This is a genomic window from Rubrivivax sp. A210 (assembly GCF_904426505.1).
Lineage (GTDB): Bacteria > Pseudomonadota > Gammaproteobacteria > Burkholderiales > Burkholderiaceae_C > Rubrivivax.
Genome location: NZ_CAJGBN010000001.1, coordinates 171,200 through 189,417 on the forward strand (window position 1 = coordinate 171,200; position 18,218 = coordinate 189,417).

15 protein-coding genes are annotated in these 18,218 nt (G+C 68.5%); 1 reads left to right on the forward strand and 14 read right to left on the reverse strand.

Annotated features, from left to right (window positions below):
- Positions 1–9: 9 nt before the first annotated feature.
- From glnT to speB, 14 genes are all read right to left on the reverse strand, one after another.
- Positions 10–1,380 carry a type III glutamate--ammonia ligase gene (gene glnT / locus JMV16_RS00750; RefSeq protein ID WP_236580292.1) on the reverse strand — a complete coding sequence of 457 codons (1,371 nt, stop codon included), beginning with the start codon at positions 1,378–1,380 and terminating at the stop codon, positions 10–12.
- 52 nt (positions 1,381–1,432) lie between these two features.
- Positions 1,433–2,926 (reverse strand): aldehyde dehydrogenase, encoded by a 1,494-nt coding sequence (locus JMV16_RS00755; protein ID WP_201492244.1) that lies wholly within the window; start codon positions 2,924–2,926, stop codon positions 1,433–1,435.
- Between the two features lie 11 nt (positions 2,927–2,937).
- Positions 2,938–4,371 (reverse strand): DUF3138 family protein, encoded by a 1,434-nt coding sequence (locus JMV16_RS00760; RefSeq protein WP_201492245.1) that lies wholly within the window; start codon positions 4,369–4,371, stop codon positions 2,938–2,940.
- A gap of 47 nt (positions 4,372–4,418) precedes the next feature.
- On the reverse strand, positions 4,419–5,258 hold the full coding sequence (locus tag JMV16_RS00765) for an ABC transporter permease (RefSeq protein ID WP_201492246.1): 840 nt from the start codon (positions 5,256–5,258) through the stop codon (positions 4,419–4,421).
- Positions 5,255–6,175, reverse strand: a complete 921-nt coding sequence (locus JMV16_RS00770; RefSeq protein ID WP_201492247.1) for an ABC transporter permease — start codon at positions 6,173–6,175, stop codon at positions 5,255–5,257. The genes JMV16_RS00765 and JMV16_RS00770 overlap by 4 nt, the downstream gene beginning before the upstream one ends.
- Before the next feature lie 5 nt (positions 6,176–6,180).
- On the reverse strand, positions 6,181–7,281 hold the full coding sequence (locus JMV16_RS00775; protein WP_201492248.1) for an ABC transporter ATP-binding protein: 1,101 nt from the start codon (positions 7,279–7,281) through the stop codon (positions 6,181–6,183).
- Positions 7,282–7,321: 40 nt separating this feature from the next.
- On the reverse strand, positions 7,322–8,422 hold the full coding sequence (locus tag JMV16_RS00780) for a polyamine ABC transporter substrate-binding protein (protein ID WP_201492249.1): 1,101 nt from the start codon (positions 8,420–8,422) through the stop codon (positions 7,322–7,324).
- 86 nt (positions 8,423–8,508) lie between these two features.
- Entirely contained in the window at positions 8,509–9,891 is a 1,383-nt protein-coding gene (locus tag JMV16_RS00785; RefSeq protein WP_201492250.1) for an aspartate aminotransferase family protein, read from the reverse strand.
- Between the two features lie 20 nt (positions 9,892–9,911).
- The gene (locus JMV16_RS00790; RefSeq protein ID WP_201492251.1) at positions 9,912–11,279 is read right to left on the reverse strand and encodes a glutamine synthetase family protein; all 1,368 of its coding nucleotides are present in this window, start codon (positions 11,277–11,279) and stop codon (positions 9,912–9,914) included.
- A gap of 51 nt (positions 11,280–11,330) precedes the next feature.
- Positions 11,331–12,125: a gamma-glutamyl-gamma-aminobutyrate hydrolase family protein gene (locus tag JMV16_RS00795; protein ID WP_201492252.1), complete on the reverse strand. Its 795-nt coding sequence runs from the start codon at positions 12,123–12,125 to the stop codon at positions 11,331–11,333.
- A gap of 8 nt (positions 12,126–12,133) precedes the next feature.
- On the reverse strand, positions 12,134–13,435 hold the full coding sequence (locus tag JMV16_RS00800; RefSeq protein ID WP_201492253.1) for an NAD(P)/FAD-dependent oxidoreductase: 1,302 nt from the start codon (positions 13,433–13,435) through the stop codon (positions 12,134–12,136).
- A 6-nt stretch (positions 13,436–13,441) separates the two neighbouring features.
- Positions 13,442–14,791: an aspartate aminotransferase family protein gene (locus JMV16_RS00805; protein ID WP_201492254.1), complete on the reverse strand. Its 1,350-nt coding sequence runs from the start codon at positions 14,789–14,791 to the stop codon at positions 13,442–13,444.
- Between the two features lie 171 nt (positions 14,792–14,962).
- Positions 14,963–15,511 carry a hemerythrin domain-containing protein gene (locus JMV16_RS00810; RefSeq protein ID WP_201492255.1) on the reverse strand — a complete coding sequence of 183 codons (549 nt, stop codon included), beginning with the start codon at positions 15,509–15,511 and terminating at the stop codon, positions 14,963–14,965.
- A gap of 73 nt (positions 15,512–15,584) precedes the next feature.
- Positions 15,585–16,505: an agmatinase gene (gene speB, locus JMV16_RS00815; protein WP_201492256.1), complete on the reverse strand. Its 921-nt coding sequence runs from the start codon at positions 16,503–16,505 to the stop codon at positions 15,585–15,587.
- A 402-nt stretch (positions 16,506–16,907) separates the two neighbouring features.
- Here speB and aceA point away from each other — a divergent pair, with 402 nt between their 5' ends.
- Entirely contained in the window at positions 16,908–18,206 is a 1,299-nt protein-coding gene (gene aceA, locus JMV16_RS00820) for an isocitrate lyase (protein WP_201492257.1), read from the forward strand.
- Positions 18,207–18,218 lie beyond the last annotated feature (12 nt).

Here is an 18,218-nt window from a genome sequence, read left to right on the forward strand (position 1 = left end):
GTGGAAGGGCTAGAAGGCGGCAGCGTAGCGGTCCAGCTCCCAGGCGCTGACGTGGCGGGCGTAGGCGGTCCACTCGGCGCTCTTGAGGCGGATGAACTCGGCCGCCAGCGGCTCGCCCAGCGCGCCACGGACCACCTCGTCGGCGTGCAGCGCGGCCAGGGCCTGGGCCAGCGATTGCGGCAGCTGGGGCAGGCCGAGGGCGCGCAGGCGTGCCGGGCTCTGCTCGAAAAGATCGTCGTGGCAGTCGGGGCCGGGGTCGAGGCCACGGTCGACCCCGTCCAGGCCGGCGGCGATGAGCGTGGCCGCGGCGAGATAGGGGTTCGCACTGGCATCGGGCAGGCGCCACTCGAAGCGGCCGGGCAGGGTGCGCACCGTGGCCGTGCGGTTGTTGGGGCCGTGGGCGACGACGGCCGGCGCCCAGCTCGTGCCCGAGAGCGACTTGCCCACCGTGAGCCGCTTGTAGGAGTTGACCGTGGGCGCGGCCAGCGCGCACAGCGCCGGCGCATGGGCCAGCACGCCGGCGATGAAGTGGCGGCCCAGCGGCGACAGCGTGGCGCCGGAATCGGCCGCCGGGTCGAGATCGGACTCAGGGGCGAACAGGCAGCGCTCGCCCTGCCACAAGGAAACATGGAAGTGCAGCCCGCTGCCCGGCTGGTCGGCAAAGGGCTTGGGCATCATCGAGAAGACCATGCCGCGCGCCTCGGCCAGGCCTTGAGCCGCCAGCTTGAACAGCATCAGGTGGTCGCAGCTGGCCAGGGCCTCGTCGTGGGCGAAATTGACCTCGTACTGGCCGTGGGCGTCCTCGTGGTCGATCTGCAGCACGTCCAGCCCGCAGGCCGTGAGCGATTGCTGCAGCGCCTGCAGAAAGCCAAGCTGGCGCGGCAGCGACTGCAGGTCGTAGGACGGCTTGTCGAGGCGGTCTTGCGCGTCGGCCGGTGCCCAGCCGCCGCCTTCAGTGCGCCGCAGCAGGAAGAACTCGGGCTCGATGCCGATGCGCATCGTCCAGCCGCGCTCGGCCAGCCGCGCCAGCGCCCGCCGCAACACCTGGCGCGGGCAGGACTCGAAGGGCCGGCCGTCGACAAAGCCGTCGCCGACGATGCGCGCCAGGCCCGGCATCCAGGGCAGGGGCCGCGCGGTGGTGGCGTCGCCGCGGGCGTAGTACTCGGCGCGCGGGCCGGTGCGCGGCAGCGCCGTGCCCCAGATGGAGGGGCCGGCAAAGCCGGCGCCCAGGCGCAGCACGTCTTCCAGGTGGGCCAGCGGCACCAACTTGCCCTTGGCGCAGCCATGCACATCGGTGAACTGCACCAGCAGGGTGTGGACGTCGGCGGCCTCCAGGCGCTGGCTCAGCGTCTGCGGCGTCTTGGCAGGCATCGCGGTCATGGGATTCGCCGTTCTGCGGGACGCTCAGCTGGCCGCATCGGCGCAGGCGTCGTCACGGGTTGTTGATGCGCAGCCAGGTGGTCTTGAGCTCGCTCACCTTGTCGAAGGCGTGCAGGCTCTTGTCGCGGCCATTGCCGCTCTGGCGATAGCCCCCGAAGGGCACGGTGATGTCGTCTTCGTCGTACTGGTTGACGTGTACCGTTCCGGCGCGCAGCGCCCGCGCCACGCGGTGGGCGCGGTGGATGTGGTCGCTCCAGACGCTGGCCTGCAGGCCATAGGGGCTGGCATTGGCCAGGCGCACGGCTTCTTCCTCGGTCTTGAAGCGGATCACGCTCAGCACCGGGCCGAAGATTTCTTCGCGGGCAATCTTCATCGCAGGGGCCACGCCGTCGAAGACCGTGGCCTCGACATAGCTGCCGCCGCTTGCGGCCCGGGCCTGGCGGCCACCGGTGGCGCAGCGCGCGCCCTCGGCGCTGCCAGCCGCGATATAGCCGAGCACGGTGCGCAACTGGGTGTCATCGACCACGGCGCCCATGGTCGTGGCTGCATCCAGCGGGTCGGCCGGCTGCCAGCCGGCGGCCTGGGCGCTGGCGATGGCGACGAAGTCGTCGGCCACGCTCTCGTGGACCAGCACGCGCGACGGCGCGTTGCAGCTCTGGCCCTGGTTGAAGAACATGCTGTCGGCGGCGGTGCGCGCGGCGCGTTCGAGTTCGCCACAGTCTTCGAACACCAGGTAGGCCGACTTGCCGCCGAGCTCGTTGTAGACGCGTTTCAGGTTGCTGCGGCCGGCGTACTCGAGCATGCGGCGGCCGGTGCGCGTGCTGCCGGTGAAGCCGATGGCGTCGACATCCATGTGCAGGGCCAGCGCCTCGCCGGCCTCTTGTCCAAAACCGGGCACGACGTTGAACACGCCTGGCGGCAGGCCGGCTTCGAGCGCCAGCTCGGCCAGCCGCAGCGCGGTGAGCGGGCTCTTCTCGCTGGGCTTGAGCACCACAGAATTGCCGGCCGCCAGCGCCGGGCCCAGCTTCCAGGCGGCCATGATCATGGGGTAGTTCCAGGGCACGATGGCACCGATCACGCCCATGGGCTCGCGTGTGATCAGGGCCAGGGCCGTGCCGGCCGTGGGCGCGATCTCGCCATAGACCTTGTCCACCGCCTCGCCATACCAGGCGAGGCAGCGTGCCGTGCTGGGCACGTCGACCGCCAGCGACCACTGGATGGGCTTGCCCATGTCCAAGGTCTCGAGCAGGGCCAGCTCTTCCTTGGCGGCCAGCACGCCCTCGGCAAAGCGCTGCAGCACGCGCTTGCGCGCCGCCGGCGCCTGGCTGGCCCAGCGACCATCGTCAAAGGCGGTGCGGGCGCTGGCGACGGCGGCATCGATATCGGCCTGGGCGCCGCGCGCCACCGTGCCGAGCACGCGGCCGGCGATCGGCGAGATGCAATCGAAGCCCTGGCCGCTGGCGGCCTCGCGCCGCTGTCCGTCAACGAGCATGCGGCCGTCGATGCGCAGCGCAGCGGCGCGCTCGTGCCAGTTCACCCCGGCCATGGCCGTGCCGCTCAGAAGCTCACCACCATGGACGCGCCCAGCAACTGGTTGCTCTTGTAGAAGCGGCTGCCGTCGGCATTGCCGAACACCGGCTGGGTGGCGCCGTCCCAGCGGTACTCGAGCTTGAGTGTGGCGTTCTCGTCGACGCGGTAGCTCATGCCCAGGCTCAGCGCGTAGCGGTTGGTGCCCACGCTCTCGCCCTTGGCGAAGCTGCCGTCGGCCAGCAGGCCGCGGCCTATGCCGTTGACGCTGTCGTCGGCGGTATAGCCCAGCAGGCCGCCGCCGTTCTTGGTGTTGTTGATGTAGTCGGCGCGCAGCACGGCCTCGAGCCGCGGCGTGACCATATAGCCCACGGTGGTGGACAGGCCCCACCAGCGCGCGTCGCGCAGCTGGCCGTCGCTGTTGAAGATGGCGGCCTGCTTCTGCTGGCCATAGCTCACCTGGCCGTACAGGCTCCAGTCGCCACGGATGTAGTAGGCGTCGGCCTCGATCAGGTGGATTTCGGTGTGCTTGCCGGCGGTGTCGAAGAAGGCTTCCTCGAAGGTCGGGTCGCCGTTGCTGTCCGGAACGCCGGTGTCGCGCTGCCAGCTGCCATCGGCAGCGAAATTGGCCGCCTTGCCGTGCAGGCCGCTGAAGCCGAAGCCGTCGTACTCGCCCTTGGAGTAGTCGACGCGGTAGATCAGTGCCGGCGACCTGTTGCCCGAGGCATAGCGCGGCGAGTTCATGTTGGCGATGCCGCCGCGTATCCACCACTTGCCGCTGGTCACGTCCATCACCGCGCCGGTGTAGGCGGTGGGCGCCATGAAGTCGAACAGCAGGTTGTGGGTGATGAGCTTGTTGCCGGCGGGCAGGGTGATCTCGTAGCCTGTCCAGTCGGGGATCTGGCCTATCCACAGCCGCGTCTGCAGGTCCGACAGCGGAATCGACACCGAGGCCTCATGCACGATGGAGCCGTTGTTCACCAGCGCGCCGGTGCCGCGCTCGGGCGCCAGGGTCAGGCGCCACTTGGTGCCGCTCTCGGTCTCCTTGTCGATGTCCAGCACCAGCATGCCGAAGTAGCTGTTGTCGTAGGTGTAGCGCGCGCCCTCGCCGTTGAGGAAGACGAAGGAACTGCTGCCCTGGCGCTGGTTGTAGATGAAGCTCGGGTCCATCTGCCCGCTGATCTTCAGGCCCTTGTAGCCCTGGTCGGTGAAGCTGTCCTGCAGCGCCTCGGTCTTGACGGCGATGCGGGAAAGCTCCTTGGCCTGCTCGGGCGTCATGCCCCACTGGCCCGCGGCCGGCCTGCCGGCGGGTTGCTGCAGCTTCTGCTCGAGCTGGTTGACGCGTTCGCGCAGTGCGCGCAATTCCTTCAACAGCTCGTCGTTGCTCTGCGCCGCGGCCGGAAAGGCGGCGGCCAGGGCCAGCACGGCGGCCGTGGGTGTCAGGGTGAGGGCGAGGCGTTTCATGATGGACTTCTCCTCCGTTCGGGTTTCGGGTGGCGCGCTCGGCGGCTTCAACCGCGGCTGGCCAGGGTCATTTCGCGCAGGCGCCGGCGCTCGGCGCGGGCGATGAAATAGCTCGCGGCGACGACGCCGACCGAGACGATGACGATGATCAGCGTGGCGACCGCGTTGACGCTGGGGTTGAGCCCCAGGCGGGCGCGCGAGAAGATCACCAGCGGCATGGTGGTGGAGCCGGGGCCGGACAGAAAGGCCGAGAGCACGACGTCGTCGAGCGAGAGCGTGAAGGTCAGCAGCCAGGCCGAGACCAGGCTCTGGGCAATCATCGGCAGCGTGACCAGCCAGAACACCTGGTGCGGGCGCGCGCCCAGGTCCATCGCCGCCTCTTCGAGCTGGGGGTTCAAATCCTGCAGCCGCGCCTGCACCACCACGGTGGCATAGGCCATGCCCAGCAGCAGGTGGCCGAACCAGATGGTGAGCAGGCCGCGCTCGGGGAAACCGATGGCGCGCTGCACGCTCACCAGCATCAGCAGCAGCGACAGGCCCACCACCACCTCGGGCATCACCAGCGGCGCATTGACCATGCCGCTGAACACCGTGCGGCCCCAGAAGCGCCGGTACTTCACCAGCGCGAAGGCCGCGAAGGTGCCCAGCACCACCGAGCCGCAGGCGGTGAGAAAGGCGATCTTCAGGCTCAGCGCCAGGCCAGCCAGCAGTTCCTCGTCGTGCATGAGCGCGGCGTACCACTTGAGCGTGAAGCCGCGCCAGACGTTGGGGATGGGCGAATCGTTGAAGGAATAGATCACCAGCGCCACGATGGGCACGTACAGGAAGACATAGCCCAGGCCCAACCAGCCGCGGCCGAACCAGCGGTTGAAGGTGGCGGCAGTCATCGTCCCGCCTCCTGGGCCTCGGCCTGGTACTTGTTGAAGATGGCCAGGGGCACGATGATGAGCAGCACCATCACCACGGCCACGCTGCTGGCCATGGGCCAGTCGTTGTTGCTGAAGAACTCGTCCCAGAGCACCCGGCCGATCATCAGGGTCTCGGGGCCCCCCAGCAACTCGGGAATCACGAATTCGCCGACGCAAGGTATGAAGACCAGCATGCTGCCGGCGATGATGCCGGCCTTGGACAGCGGCACCGTGATCTTCCAGAACGCCACCCAGGGCGTGGCACCCAGGTCGGCCGCCGCTTCGAGCAGGCGCAGGTCCATCTTGGCCAGGTTGCTGAACAGCGGCAGGATCATGAAGGGCAGGTAGGTGTAGGTCATGCCCAGCACCAGCGAAAAGGGCGTGTGCATCAGCTTGCCGGGTGCGCTGATCAGGCCGGCGGCCAGCAGCAACTGATCAAGGCCCAGGCCGGTGATGAGATCGGCCACCCAGCCGCCTTCGGTGAGCAGGCCGCGCCAGGCGTAGACGCGCAGCAGAAAGCTGGTCCAGAAGGGCAGCATCACCAGCATCAGGAGCGCCGGCTGCAGCGTGCCGCGTGCCCGCGCCATGAAGTAGGCGAAGGGGTAGCCGATGAACAGGCAAAGCAGCATCGTCGCCAGCGCGTACTTCAGGCTTGCCAGGTAGGTCTTGAAGTAGAGCGCGTCCTCGGTGATGAAGACGTAGTTGCCGAACTTGATGCTCAGCGTCATCACGCCGTCGGCGAAAGTGAGCAGGCTCTTGAAACTCACCGCCTCCATCTCGGAGACGCTGATCTTGCCGACGATGACAAAGGGCAGCAGGAAGAAGACGAGCAGCACCACGAAGGGCACGCCGATGACGAAGCGGCGCCCGCTGAAGAGGGCCTTCAGGCTGTCCATCGCGGCTACTGCGTCAGCACCACATGGGCCGAGCGCGACCAGTGGGCCCAGACCTGATCACCCCAGGTGAACTGGTCGTCGCGGTGGCGCTGCAGATTGGCCTGGCTCACCTTCAGCTTCGCCCCGCTGGCCAGCAGCAGGTGGTAGACCGTGTGGCTGCCGAAGTAGGACATCTCCTTGATGGTGCCGACGGCGCGGTTGTACTCGTCGGCCGGCTGCTGGCGCGAGAGGTGGATCTTCTCGGGTCGCAGCGCCACCGTGACCGCCATGCCGGCGGTGCCGGTGATGCCGTGGCCCACGTAGTGGCGGGTGTCGGCGCAGCCGATCACGCAGTGGTCGGCTTCGTCGACATCGAGCGTGCCTTCCATCAGGTTGACGTTGCCGATGAAGTCGGCCACGAAGCGCGTGGCCGGGGTTTCGTAGATCTCGCCCGGCGCACCCACCTGCAGGAAGCGGCCCTCGCTCATCACCGCGATGCGGCTGGCCATGGTCATGGCTTCTTCCTGGTCATGCGTCACCATCACGCAGGTCACGCCCACCTGCTCGATGATGTTGACGAGTTCGATCTGCGTCTCTTCGCGCAGCTTCTTGTCGAGCGCGCCCAGCGGTTCGTCCAGCAGCAGCATCTGCGGCTGCTTGGCCAGGCTGCGCGCCAGCGCCACGCGCTGCTGCTGGCCGCCCGAAAGCTGGTGTGGCTTGCGCTTGGCGTACTTGGCCAGCTGCACCAGCTTGAGCATGGCCTCGACACGCGCGTCCACCTGCTCGCGCGGCAGGCCCTCGCGCCGCAGGCCGAAGGCGATGTTGTCCCACACCGTGAGGTGGGGGAAGAGCGCATAGCTCTGGAACATCATGTTCATCGGCCGCTCGTAGGGCGGCAGATCGGCGAGGTCGCGCCCGTCCAGCACGATGCGGCCCGAGGTGGGCGTCTCGAAGCCGGCCAGCATGCGCAGCAGCGTGCTCTTGCCGCAGCCCGACGAGCCGAGCAGGGCGAAGATCTCACCCTTGGCGATGTCGAGGCTGACGTTGTTGACGGCCTTGAAGCCGCCGAAATCCTTGACGATGTCGCGGATCTGCAGGAACGCGGGCGCGGCGGACGGGTCTGACATGGGGTCGCTTCGGATCTCGATGGGACTCAGTGGCTGTCGATCAAAGCCCGGTCTTGAAAGACGTGTAGGTGCGCGTCATCAGGCGGCGCAGGTCGTTGTTCAGCGAATCGGGCGGCACCATCCTGGACAGTTCGGCCGGCGCGAGGAAGACGGTGGGGTTGCTCGCGACCTCGGGCTTGACGAACTTGCGCGATTCGCTGTTCGGGTTGGCGTAGAACACCTTGTTGGTGAGGCCGGCATGCACCTCGGGGCGCAGCATGTAGTTGATGAACTTGTGCGCGTTGCCCGGACGTGGTGCATCGGCCGGGATCACCATCACGTCGAAGAAGAGCAGGCCGCCGGTCTTGGGCAGCAGGGCCTGGATGTTCTGGCCGGTCTTGCCGTCGATGGCACGCTGGCGCGCGATGTTGATGTCGCCGCTCCAGCCCAGGGCCACGCAGACCGAGCCGCTGGCCATGTCGTTGATGTAGCCCGATGAACTGAACAGCGTGACATGGGGACGCACCGACTTCAGCAGCGCGGCGGCAGCGGCGTAGTCGCCGGTGTTCTTGCTGAACGAGGCCTTGCCCAGGTAGTGCAGGGCGGCCGGCACGACTTCGGTGGCCGAGTCGAGGAAGGACACGCCGCAGCCCTTGAGCTTGCTGATGTACTCGGGCTTGAAGACCAGGTCCCAGGCGTTCTCGGGCATGGGCGTGCTGCCCAGCGCCGCCTTGACCTTGTCGACATTGATGCCCACCGTGGTGTAGCCCCAGAGCCAGTTGACCATGTAGTCGTTGCCCGGGTCCATGCGCGCAAGCTGCGCCTGCACCGCGGTGTCGAGGTTCTTCAGGTTGGGAACCTGCGCCTTGTCGATCTTGCGCAGCAGGCCGCCGTCAATCTGCAGCTTGGCCCAGTGCGACGAGGGCACGACGATGTCGTAGCCCGTCTTGCCCGCCACCAGCTTGGCGTGGACGATTTCGTTGTTGTCGAAATTGTCGTAGCGCACCTTGATTCCGGTTTCCTTCTCGAAGTTGCGCAGCGTGTCCTCGGCGATGTAGTCGCTCCAGTTGTAGATGTTGAGGACCTTGTCCTCCTCCTGGGCCATCGGCGCGGTCGCCGACAGGGCCAGTGCGAGGGCGAGGACGAGCGACTTCGGGTTCATGCGGCAACCTCCGGGACGGCGTGGAATGGGGTTTGTTGGGCGGGGAGTCTAGGCAAACATGGGGGGCGGGCCATCGGGGGGAACGATCAGCACAGCCAGCCTTCGCGCTGGGCATCGGCCAAGGTCAGGTCCAGGCAGCGGCGGATGAGGGCCACCATCTCGTCGATCTGGGCGCGCGTGATCACCAGCGGTGGCGCCACGATCATGCGGTCGCCGACGGCGCGCATGATCAAGCCTTCGCGGAAGCAGTGGCCGCGGCAGACCATGCCGATCTCCAGTGCCTCGGGGAAGGCCTCCCCGGTGGACTTGTCCTTCACGAGCAGCAGGGCCCCCATCAGGCCGCAGGTCTCGGCATCACCCACCAGCGGGTGCGCCCCCAGCGACGCATAGGCTTCAGCAAGATACGGGCCGACATCGTCACGCACGCGCTCCACCAGGCCCAGCTCGCGGATCAGGCCCAGGTTGGCCAGGCCCACGGCGCAGGCCACCGGGTGGCCTGAATAGGTGTAGCCGTGGTTGAACTCGCCGCCTTTCTCGATCAGCACGCGGGCGATGCGCTCGCCCACCAGCACGCCGCCGAGCGGGATGTAGCCGCTGGTAACGCCCTTGGCAAAGGTCATCAGGTCGGGCCTGAAGCCCTGGGTCTCGCAGCCGAACCAGCGCCCGGTGCGGCCGAAGCCGCAGATGACCTCGTCGCTGACGAGCAGGATGCCATGGCGATCACAGATGCGCTGCACCTCGGGCCAGTAGGTGGAAGGCGGGATGATCACGCCGCCCGCGCCCTGGATGGGCTCGCCGATGAAGGCCGCCACGTTCTCGGGGCCGAGGGCGAGGATGCGCTCTTCCAGCCAGTGCGCCGCCATGAGGCCGAAGGCCTCGCGGGTGAGGCCCTGCGGCCGGCCGTGCTCCCACCAATAGGGCTGCTGGATGTGCTCGATGCCGGGTATCGGCAGGCCGCCCTGGGCGTGCATGCCGCTCATGCCGCCCAGCGAGGCGCCGGCCATGGTGCTGCCGTGGTAGGCGTTGTGGCGGCTGATGATGATCTGGCGTCCGGGCTGGCCCAGCAGGTCCCAGTAGCGGCGCACCATGCGCACCACGGTGTCGTTGCCCTCCGAGCCCGAGCCGGCGAAGAAGACATGTTCGAAGCCGGCAGGCGCCACCTCGGCCAGCAACTCGGCCAGCGCGATGGCCGGCGGGGTGGCGGTCTGGAAGAAGGCGTTGTAGAAGGGCAGTTCGCGCAGCTGCCGGGTGGCGGCATCGATCAGCGCTTGCTGGCCGTAGCCGACATTGACGCACCACAGGCCGCTCATGGCGTCGAGGATCTTGTGGCCCTCGCTGTCCCAGATGTAGATGCCTTCGGCGCGCGTGATCACGCGCGAGCCCTTGCGGGCCAGGCCCTGGAAATCGGTGAAGGGGTGGAGGAAATGTGCCGCGTCGGCGGCCTGCCACTCTTGGGTGCTGCGGGTCATGGGCGGGGCTCCTGGCGGGGTCAGACGTGGAGAAGCAGGTGCTCGCGCTCCCACGGCGAAATCACCTTCATGAACTCGGCGTACTCGATCTCCTTGACCTCGGTGTAGACGGTGACGAAGGACTCGCCCATCACCGCCGCCAAGTCGCGCTCGGCGCGCAGCAGGATCAACGCCTCGCCCAGGCTGCGCGGCAGCTGGAAATCGCCCAGGTAGGCGTCGCCCTTGCACTCGGCCGTGGGCTCGATGCGGTTCTTGATGCCCAGGTAGCCGCAGGCCAGGGTGGCAGCCAGCGCCACATAGGGGTTGGCGTCGGCGCCGATGACGCGGTTCTCGATGCGCCGCGCCACCGGCTCGGCCACCGGGCTGCGTATGCCCACGGTGCGGTTGTCCGTGCCCCACTGGATGTTGATGGGCGCGGCCACGCCGCGCACCAGGCGGCGGTAGCTGTTGACGTAGGGCGCAAACAGCGCCATGGCCGCCGGGATGTATTTCTGCAGCCCACCGATGAACCAGTAGAACTCTCGGCTGGCGCTGCCGTCTTCGTTGCTGAACAGGTTGCGGCCGGTGGCCTGGTTGATGACGCTCTGGTGAATGTGCATGGCGCTGCCGGGTTCGCCGGCTATGGGCTTGGCCATGAAGGTGGCGAACATGTCGTGGCGCAGCGCCGCCTCGCGCACCGTGCGCTTGAACATGAAGACCTCGTCGGCCAGGCCCAGCGGGTGGGCGTGGAAGAAGTTGATTTCCATCTGCCCGGCGCCGACCTCGTGGATCAGCGTGTCCACGTTCAGCTCCATCTTGTCGCAGTAGTCGTAGACGTCCTCGAACAGCGGGTCGAATTCGTTCACTGCGTCGATGGAATAGGCTTGGCGGCTCGTCTCGCTGCGCCCGCTGCGGCCGATGGGCGGCTTGAGCGGAACGTCGGGGTCGGTGTTGCGCGCCACCAGGTAGAACTCGAGCTCGGGCGCGACCACCGGGTCCCAGCCCTCGGCGGCGTACAGGTCGCACACGCGGCGCAGCACCGAGCGCGGCGCGAAGGGCACGAGCACGCCCTGGCGGTCATAGCAGTCGTGGATGACCTGGGCCGTGGGGTCGGTGGCCCAGGGCACGATGCGCACCGTGGTCGGGTCGGGCCGCAGATGCATGTCGCGGTCGGTGGGCTTGATGACGTCGTAGTAAGGCCCCTCTTCGGGGAACTCGCCCGTCACGCCCATCGCCACCACGGCCTCGGGCAGGCGCATGCCGCGGTCTTCGGTGAACTTCTGGCGCGGCAGGATCTTGCCGCGGGCCACGCCGGTGAGGTCGGGCACCAGGCACTCGATCTCGGTGACGCGGTGCTGGTCCAGCCACTGTTCCAGCTCGGCAAAGGTGAAATGGTCTCTCGATGTCATGTGCGGTCTCGGCAGTCTGGCTCAATCGGCATGCCGGGACCGGCCCGGCGCTCAGGTGCTGGCGGCAGCCGCTGGCAAGGGGCCCCGCACGCGGTCGCGGTACTGGCGTGCAGCCGCACCAAAGCCCTGCAGCAGGCGCATCGAAACCGGGTTGTGGGCCGCCTGCCATTCAGGATGCCATTGCAGGCAGAGGTTGAAGCCGGGCGCATCCGGCACCGAGAAGGCCTCGACCACGCCGTCGGGCGCCACGGCCTCGATGCGCAGCCCCGGCGCCGGTATCGCCACGCCCTGGCCGTGCAGCGAATTGACCTCGAACTCGCGCAGGTCGCCCAGCAGCTTTTCCAGCACGCCGCCCGGGTACACCTTGACGCGGTGCGCCGGTGCGTACTGCCGGGCCGCCGGCAGGGCGTCGTCGGCACGGTGGTCGGCCAGGCCCGGCACCGCATGCACCGCCTGGTGCAGGCTGCCGCCGAGCGCCACATTGGTCTCCTGCGTGCCGCGGCAGATGGCCAGCAGCGGCAGGCCGCGCGCCAGCACGCGGCGCACGAAGGGCAGCACCCAGGCGTCGCGGGCCGGGTCCAGAGGCAGGCGGGGGTCCAGCACGGCCTCGCCGAAGTGCGACGGGTGTACGTTGGAGGGCGAGCCGGTGAGCAGCACGCCATCGGCCAGATCGAGCAAGGCCTCGGCATCGTCTTCGGCCAGGCCCGGCACCATCAGCGGCAGGGCGCCGGCCAGGCGCACCGCGTCCACGTACTTGTGGCCGGCGATGTGGAAAGGGTGCTCGCCCAGCGTCCGGTTGCAGGCCGGCACGAGGACGACGGGGCGGTGGTTGGGGACTGCGGGCATGGTCGCGATCACGCAAGCATATCGCGCAGACGGTACCAGGCCATGCCCAGCACCAGGGCCGGCGTGCGCAGCCGCGTGCCGCCGGGGAAATTGCGGTGGCCCAACTGCGCGAAGACATCGAAGCGCGAGGCGTCGCCCGCCATGGCCTCGGCCACCAGACGGCCGGCCAGGCCGCTGAGGGCCAGGCCGTGGCCCGAGTAGCCCTGCAGGTAATAGATGTTGCGTTGCTCGCCCAGGCGGCCGAAATCGGGCGCGCGGTTCATGGTGATGTCGACGAAGCCGCCCCAGGCGTACTCGATGTGCCTGCCCTCGAGCTGGGGAAAGGTCAGCACCATGCGCTGGCGCATGCTCTCGGCCAGGCGGCCGGGCGTGCGCGTGCTGTAGCTGACGCGCCCGCCGTAGAGCATGCGGTTGTCGTCGGTGGTGCGGAAGTAGTCGAGCACGAAGTTGTTGTCGCACACCGCGCTGCGGCTGGGAATCAGGCTGTCGGCCAAGGCCTCGGGCAGCACCTCGCTGCAGGCGATATAGGTGCCCACCGGCATGATGCGCGGTGCAAGCTGGGGCGCCAGCGCGCCCAGATAGACATTGCCGGCCAGCAGCACCTGGCTGGCGCGCAGGCTGCCCCGGGCCGTGCGCAGAATCGGCTGCGTGCCCTGTTCGAGCACCAGCACCTCGCTGCCCTCGTGCAGGCGTGCGCCGGCCGCGGCAGCGGCACGGGCCAGGCCGCGCGTGTACTTGAGCGGGTGCAGGTGGCCCGAGCGCGGGTCGTAGAGACCGCCGTGGAATTCGGGGCTGGCGATCCAGTGGCCCAGCTCGCCGGCAGCCAGGCCCTGCATGCGGTAGCCGTAGCGCTTCTCGGCCCTTTCGCCCGAGCGCAGCAACTCCCGCGCCTTGCCCGGCGTGCGCGCCACGCCCAGCCAGCCGTCGCGCCATTCGCAGGCGATGGCGTGCTCCTTGATGCGCTCGCGCAGCAGGTCCAGGGCCTCGATGGACATGTCCCACACAAGGCGGGCATCGGTCGCGCCGAGCTGGAATTCGATCAGTTCCTGGTCGCAGGCCAGGCCGTGGATGGCCTGGCCGCCGTTGCGCCCGCTGGCGCCCGAGCCGATTTCGCGTGCCTCGAGCAGAGCGACATCGAAGCCGCGTTGGCGCAGATCCAGCGCCGCCGCCAGGCCCGAGAGGCCACCGCCAACAATGGCCACGTCGCAGCGGGCGTCACCCTGCAGCGGCGCAAAGGCCGGCTCGCGCGGGGAAGTGGCCGCGTAATAGGAGTTGCGCGCGAGGCTGAGGTCGGTGTCCAGCAACGCCATGGAGGCTCAGGCCGCCCGGCGGATGGCGCTGCGCAGCGCGTCGACGATCCGAGCGATCTGGCCCGTCTCGATGATGAGGGGCGGCGACAGCGCCACCGTGTCGCCGGTGGTGCGCACAAGCACGCCCTGTTCCCAGCAGTCGAGGAAGACGTTGAAGGCGCGTTTGGCCGGCTCGCCCGGCAGCGGCGCCAGCTCGATGCCGCCGACGAGGCCGATGTTGCGCACATCAATCACGTTGGGCTCGCCGCGCAGCGAATGCACCGCCTCGGCAAAGGCCGGCTCCAGCGTTGACGCACGGGTCAGCAGGCCTTCCTCGGCATAGGTGTCCAGCGTCGCCAGGCCGGCGGCGCAGGCCAGCGGGTGGGCCGAATAGGTGTAGCCGTGCATGAACTCGATCAGGTGCTCGGGCCCATTCATGAAGGCGTCGTGGATGGACTGGCGCACCAGCACCGCGCCCATGGGCACGGCGCCATTGGTCAGGCCCTTGGCGCAGGTGATGAGGTCGGGCACGACGCCGAAGGTCTGGGCCGCGAAGGGCTGGCCGGTGCGGCCGAAGCCGGTGATGACCTCGTCGAAGATGAGCAGGATGCCGTGGCGCGTGCAGATCTCGCGCAGGCGCTGCAGATAGCCCTGGGGCGGGATCAGCACGCCGGTGGAGCCGGCCACCGGCTCGACGATGACGGCGGCGATGGTGCTGGCGTCGTGCAGCGCCACCAGGCGTTCGAGGTCGTCGGCGGCCTCGGCGCCATTCAGCGGTTGACCGATGCTGAAGGCGTTGCGCGGGTCGTGGGTGTGGCGGATGTGGTCGACGCCGGCCAGCATCGTGCCGAACATCTTGCGGTTGCCGACGATGCCGCCCACCGAGATGCCGCCGAAATTGACGCCGTGGTAGCCGCGCTCGCGGCCGATCAGGCGGGTGCGGGCGGCATCGCCGCGCACGCGGTGGTAGGCCAGCGCGATCTTGAGCGCGGTCTCCACCGCCTCGGAGCCCGAGTTGGTGAAGAAGACCCGGTTCAGCTCGGTCGGCGCGATGGCGGCCACGCGCTCGGCCAGTTCGAAGGCCTTGGGGTGGGCCATCTGGAAGGGCGGCGCGAAATCCATCTCGGCGGCCTGCTGCTGGATGGCCTGCACGATGCGCGGCCGGCCATGGCCGGCATTGACGCACCAGAGGCCGGCCACGCCGTCGAGCACCTGGCGCCCGCGGTCGTCGCGGTAGTGCATGCCCTCGGCCTGGGTGAGCAGGCGCGGCGCCTTCTTGAACTGCCGGTTGGCCGTGAAGGGCATCCAGTAGGCGTCCAGCGCCTGAGTCTGTGTCGCGTCGGCCTGCAGCAGGGCCGGGTCCAGGGCTTGGTTCATGCGGTCTCCTGAAGGCGCAGGCGCCGCCTCTGGGGCAACGCCGGATGGTCGCCGCATCGTACAGCCTGCCTCGGGCGCTGCATTAAGAGAGGCGCCACCCAGGCCGGGCTGACCCAAGCAAAACGGCGCCCCTGGGGGCGCCGTTGCATGGGGGCAGGGGGCCGCCGGAACTCAGGCGGTGCGCGCCTTCTCGCCGGCATCCAGGGCCTCGCGCGCACGTTTGGCGGCCGGATAGACCACGGTCTCTTCGAGCGCAATGTGCTCGTGGTGCAGCGCGGTGTAGATGGGCAGGGCGTTGCGAAGCATGGCCAGGTCGTACCAGTTGTAGCCGGCGGCGATGCCTTCAATCTGGGGCGAGAGTTCGTGCCAGTCTTCGTCGAGCCAGCCGTGGTCTTGCTGCAGGCGGTGGACATGCTGCACCAGTTCGGCGTCGCCACTGGCCAGCAGCACCGGGAACACCTGGGCTTCTTCCTGCGCGTGGTGGTCGCGGCCGGGGCCGTTGAAGAAATCGAGGATTTCGCGGGCGCTGGCACGGGCGGTGTCGTCGAGGCCGCGGTCGTCGAGATGGGCAATCAGGCGGTCGAAGGCTTCCAGCATCTCGAGGGCGGCGCGGTGGGCCTGGTCGAGCTTGGCAAACTCCGGCAGCGGCGGGGCCGGCGAACGGGCTGCACGGGGCTGGCGCGGGGCGCGCGGGGCGGGGGCGGCGGATGCGGCGTTCATGACTTCTCCTGGGGAATGTCGGTATTCTTCGGAGGCGGCCGGCGCGGGGCTTGCGCCGGATCAAACGAAGCGTTCAGGCCCTTGCGAGACGCCCGCAGAGGTAGGTCCAGACGAAGGCCGCCGCGGCCTGGCTGGTGATCTCGGCATGGTCGTAGGGCGGCGCCACTTCCACGCAGTCCATGCCCACGAAGGGCAAGTCGGCCAGTTCCTCCAGCAGCGTCAGCACCTGGGCCGTGCTCAGGCCGCCGGGCTCGGGCGTGCCGGTGCCGGGGGCGTAGGCCGGGTCCAGGCAGTCGATGTCCAGGCTCAGGTAGACGGGCGGGTTGCCGTGCGCCGCCAGCCGCCGGCGTATGGCGTCGGTGATGGGCTGCAACTGGGACGGCGCAGCCAGGCCGCGCAGCGCGCGTGCGGTGAAGATCTGGCCGCCGCGCCGGGCGACGAACTCGCGCGCCTCGCGCAGCCCGGCCGAGCGGATGCCGATCTGGGTGAAGCAGGCGTCGACGACCAGGCCTTCCTGCATGGCCTCGTAGACCCAGGTGCCATGGCCGCTGGGCTCGCCGAAGTGGTCTTCCCAGGTGTCGCAATGGGCGTCGAAGTGGATCACCGCCAGCGGCTGGCCCAGCCATTGCCGGTAGGCGCGCAGCAGCGGCAGCGTGATCGAGTGGTCACCGCCCAGCCAGGCCATGTGGTGGCGGCGCAGCAGGGCTGCCGCTGCCGGCACCAGGGACTCGCGCATGGCGGTCAGCGAGGTGTTGGGCAGGGCTAGGTCGCCGACGTCACCGAGCCGGCCGATGGGACTGGTGTCGAAAAGCGGGTGGGTGCCGTCGCACAGCATGTGGCTGGCCTCGCGGATGGCACGCGGGGCGAGGCGGGCGCCGGGCCGGTTGGTGGTGGCGCCGTCCCAGGCGATGCCGGCCACGGCATAGGGCGTGGCCGCATCGGGCACGCCGACCTTGAGAAAGCGCTGGTCCGAGAGGAAGGCGAAGCTGGACATGCGGGCCCCGGTGGCTGGATGGCGGCGGATCATAAGCAGCACGCACATGCTGTCCGGCCGCCAGGCTGAGCCGGCCGGCCCAAGCCCCGGGGCCGGGCGAGAGCCCGCTCGCCAGACGCAGGCGCTGGCGTGTGCCAGTGGCCGATTTCGCCCTTTTTTCGCATCGTGCGGATGATTTCATATTGCGGGAAATCCCTGCGCTGCACTGCAGCATAATTCGCCATATGGAAAAACGCCGTTCCGCATTGCGGGATGTGCGCCTAAGTCATTGATTTATAAGTGTGAAATCTTTTGTCTTATATAAGACATAAGCCTTCACATCCATCGCGCCCCGCGTTACGCTGACGGCATGGATCGATGACTTCAACCCGGTCTTTTTTCAGCAACCCAGGAGAACCGCCCATGACCAAGCTCACCCGCCAGCAACAAGCCGCCGCCCTCGAGAAGGACTGGGCCGAGAACCCGCGCTGGAAGGGCATCAAGCGCAGCTACAGCGCCGACGACGTCGTGCGTCTGCGTGGCAGCGTGCAGATCGAGCACACCCTGGCCAAGCGCGGCGCCGAGAAGCTGTGGAACCTGATCAACACCGAGCCCTTCGTCAACAGCCTGGGCGCGCTCACCGGCAACCAGGCCATGCAGCAGGTCAAGGCCGGCCTCAAGGCCATCTACCTCAGCGGCTGGCAGGTGGCGGGTGACGCCAACAGCGGCGGCGAGATGTACCCCGACCAGAGCCTCTACGCGGTGGACTCGGTGCCGAAGGTCGTCAAGCGCATCAACTCCACCTTCAAGCGCGCCGACGAGATCCAGTGGAGCGAGGGCAAGGACGACATCGACTTCTTCGCCCCCATCGTGGCCGATGCCGAAGCCGGCTTCGGCGGCGTGCTCAACGCCTTCGAGCTGATGAAGGCCATGATCGACGCCGGCGCCTCGGGCGTGCACTTCGAAGACCAGTTGGCCAGCGTCAAGAAGTGCGGCCACATGGGCGGCAAGGTGCTGGTGCCGACCCGTGAGGCCGTGGCCAAGCTGACCGCAGCCCGTCTGGCGGCCGACGTGATGGGCACCCCCACGATCCTGCTGGCCCGTACCGATGCCGAGGCCGCCGACCTGGTGACCAGCGACGTCGACGCCAACGACAAGCCCTTCCTCACCGGCGAGCGCACCGTCGAAGGCTTCTTCAAGAGCCGCAACGGCCTTGAGCAGTCGATCAGCCGCGGCCTGGCCTACGCGCCCTATGCCGATCTGATCTGGTGCGAGACCGGCAAGCCCGACCTGGCCTTCGCCAAGGCCTTCGCCGACGCCATCCACGCCAAGTTCCCGGGCAAGCTGCTGGCCTACAACTGCAGCCCGTCCTTCAACTGGAAGAAGAACCTCGACGACGCCACCATCGCCAAGTTCCAGCGCGAGCTGGGCGCGATGGGCTACAAGTTCCAGTTCATCACGCTGGCCGGCTTCCACAGCCTCAACCACGGCATGTTCGAGCTGGCTTATGGCTACGCCCGCAACAACATGACCGCCTTCGTCGAGCTGCAGGAGAAGGAATTCGCCGCCGCCGAGCGCGGCTTCACCGCGGTGAAGCACCAGCGCGAGGTCGGCACCGGCTACTTCGACGCCGTGACCACCACCATCGAGAAGGACGCTTCCACCGGCGCGCTCAAGGGCTCGACCGAGAACGAGCAGTTCTTCGACGGCACCCACCACTGATCCCGCGCGGGC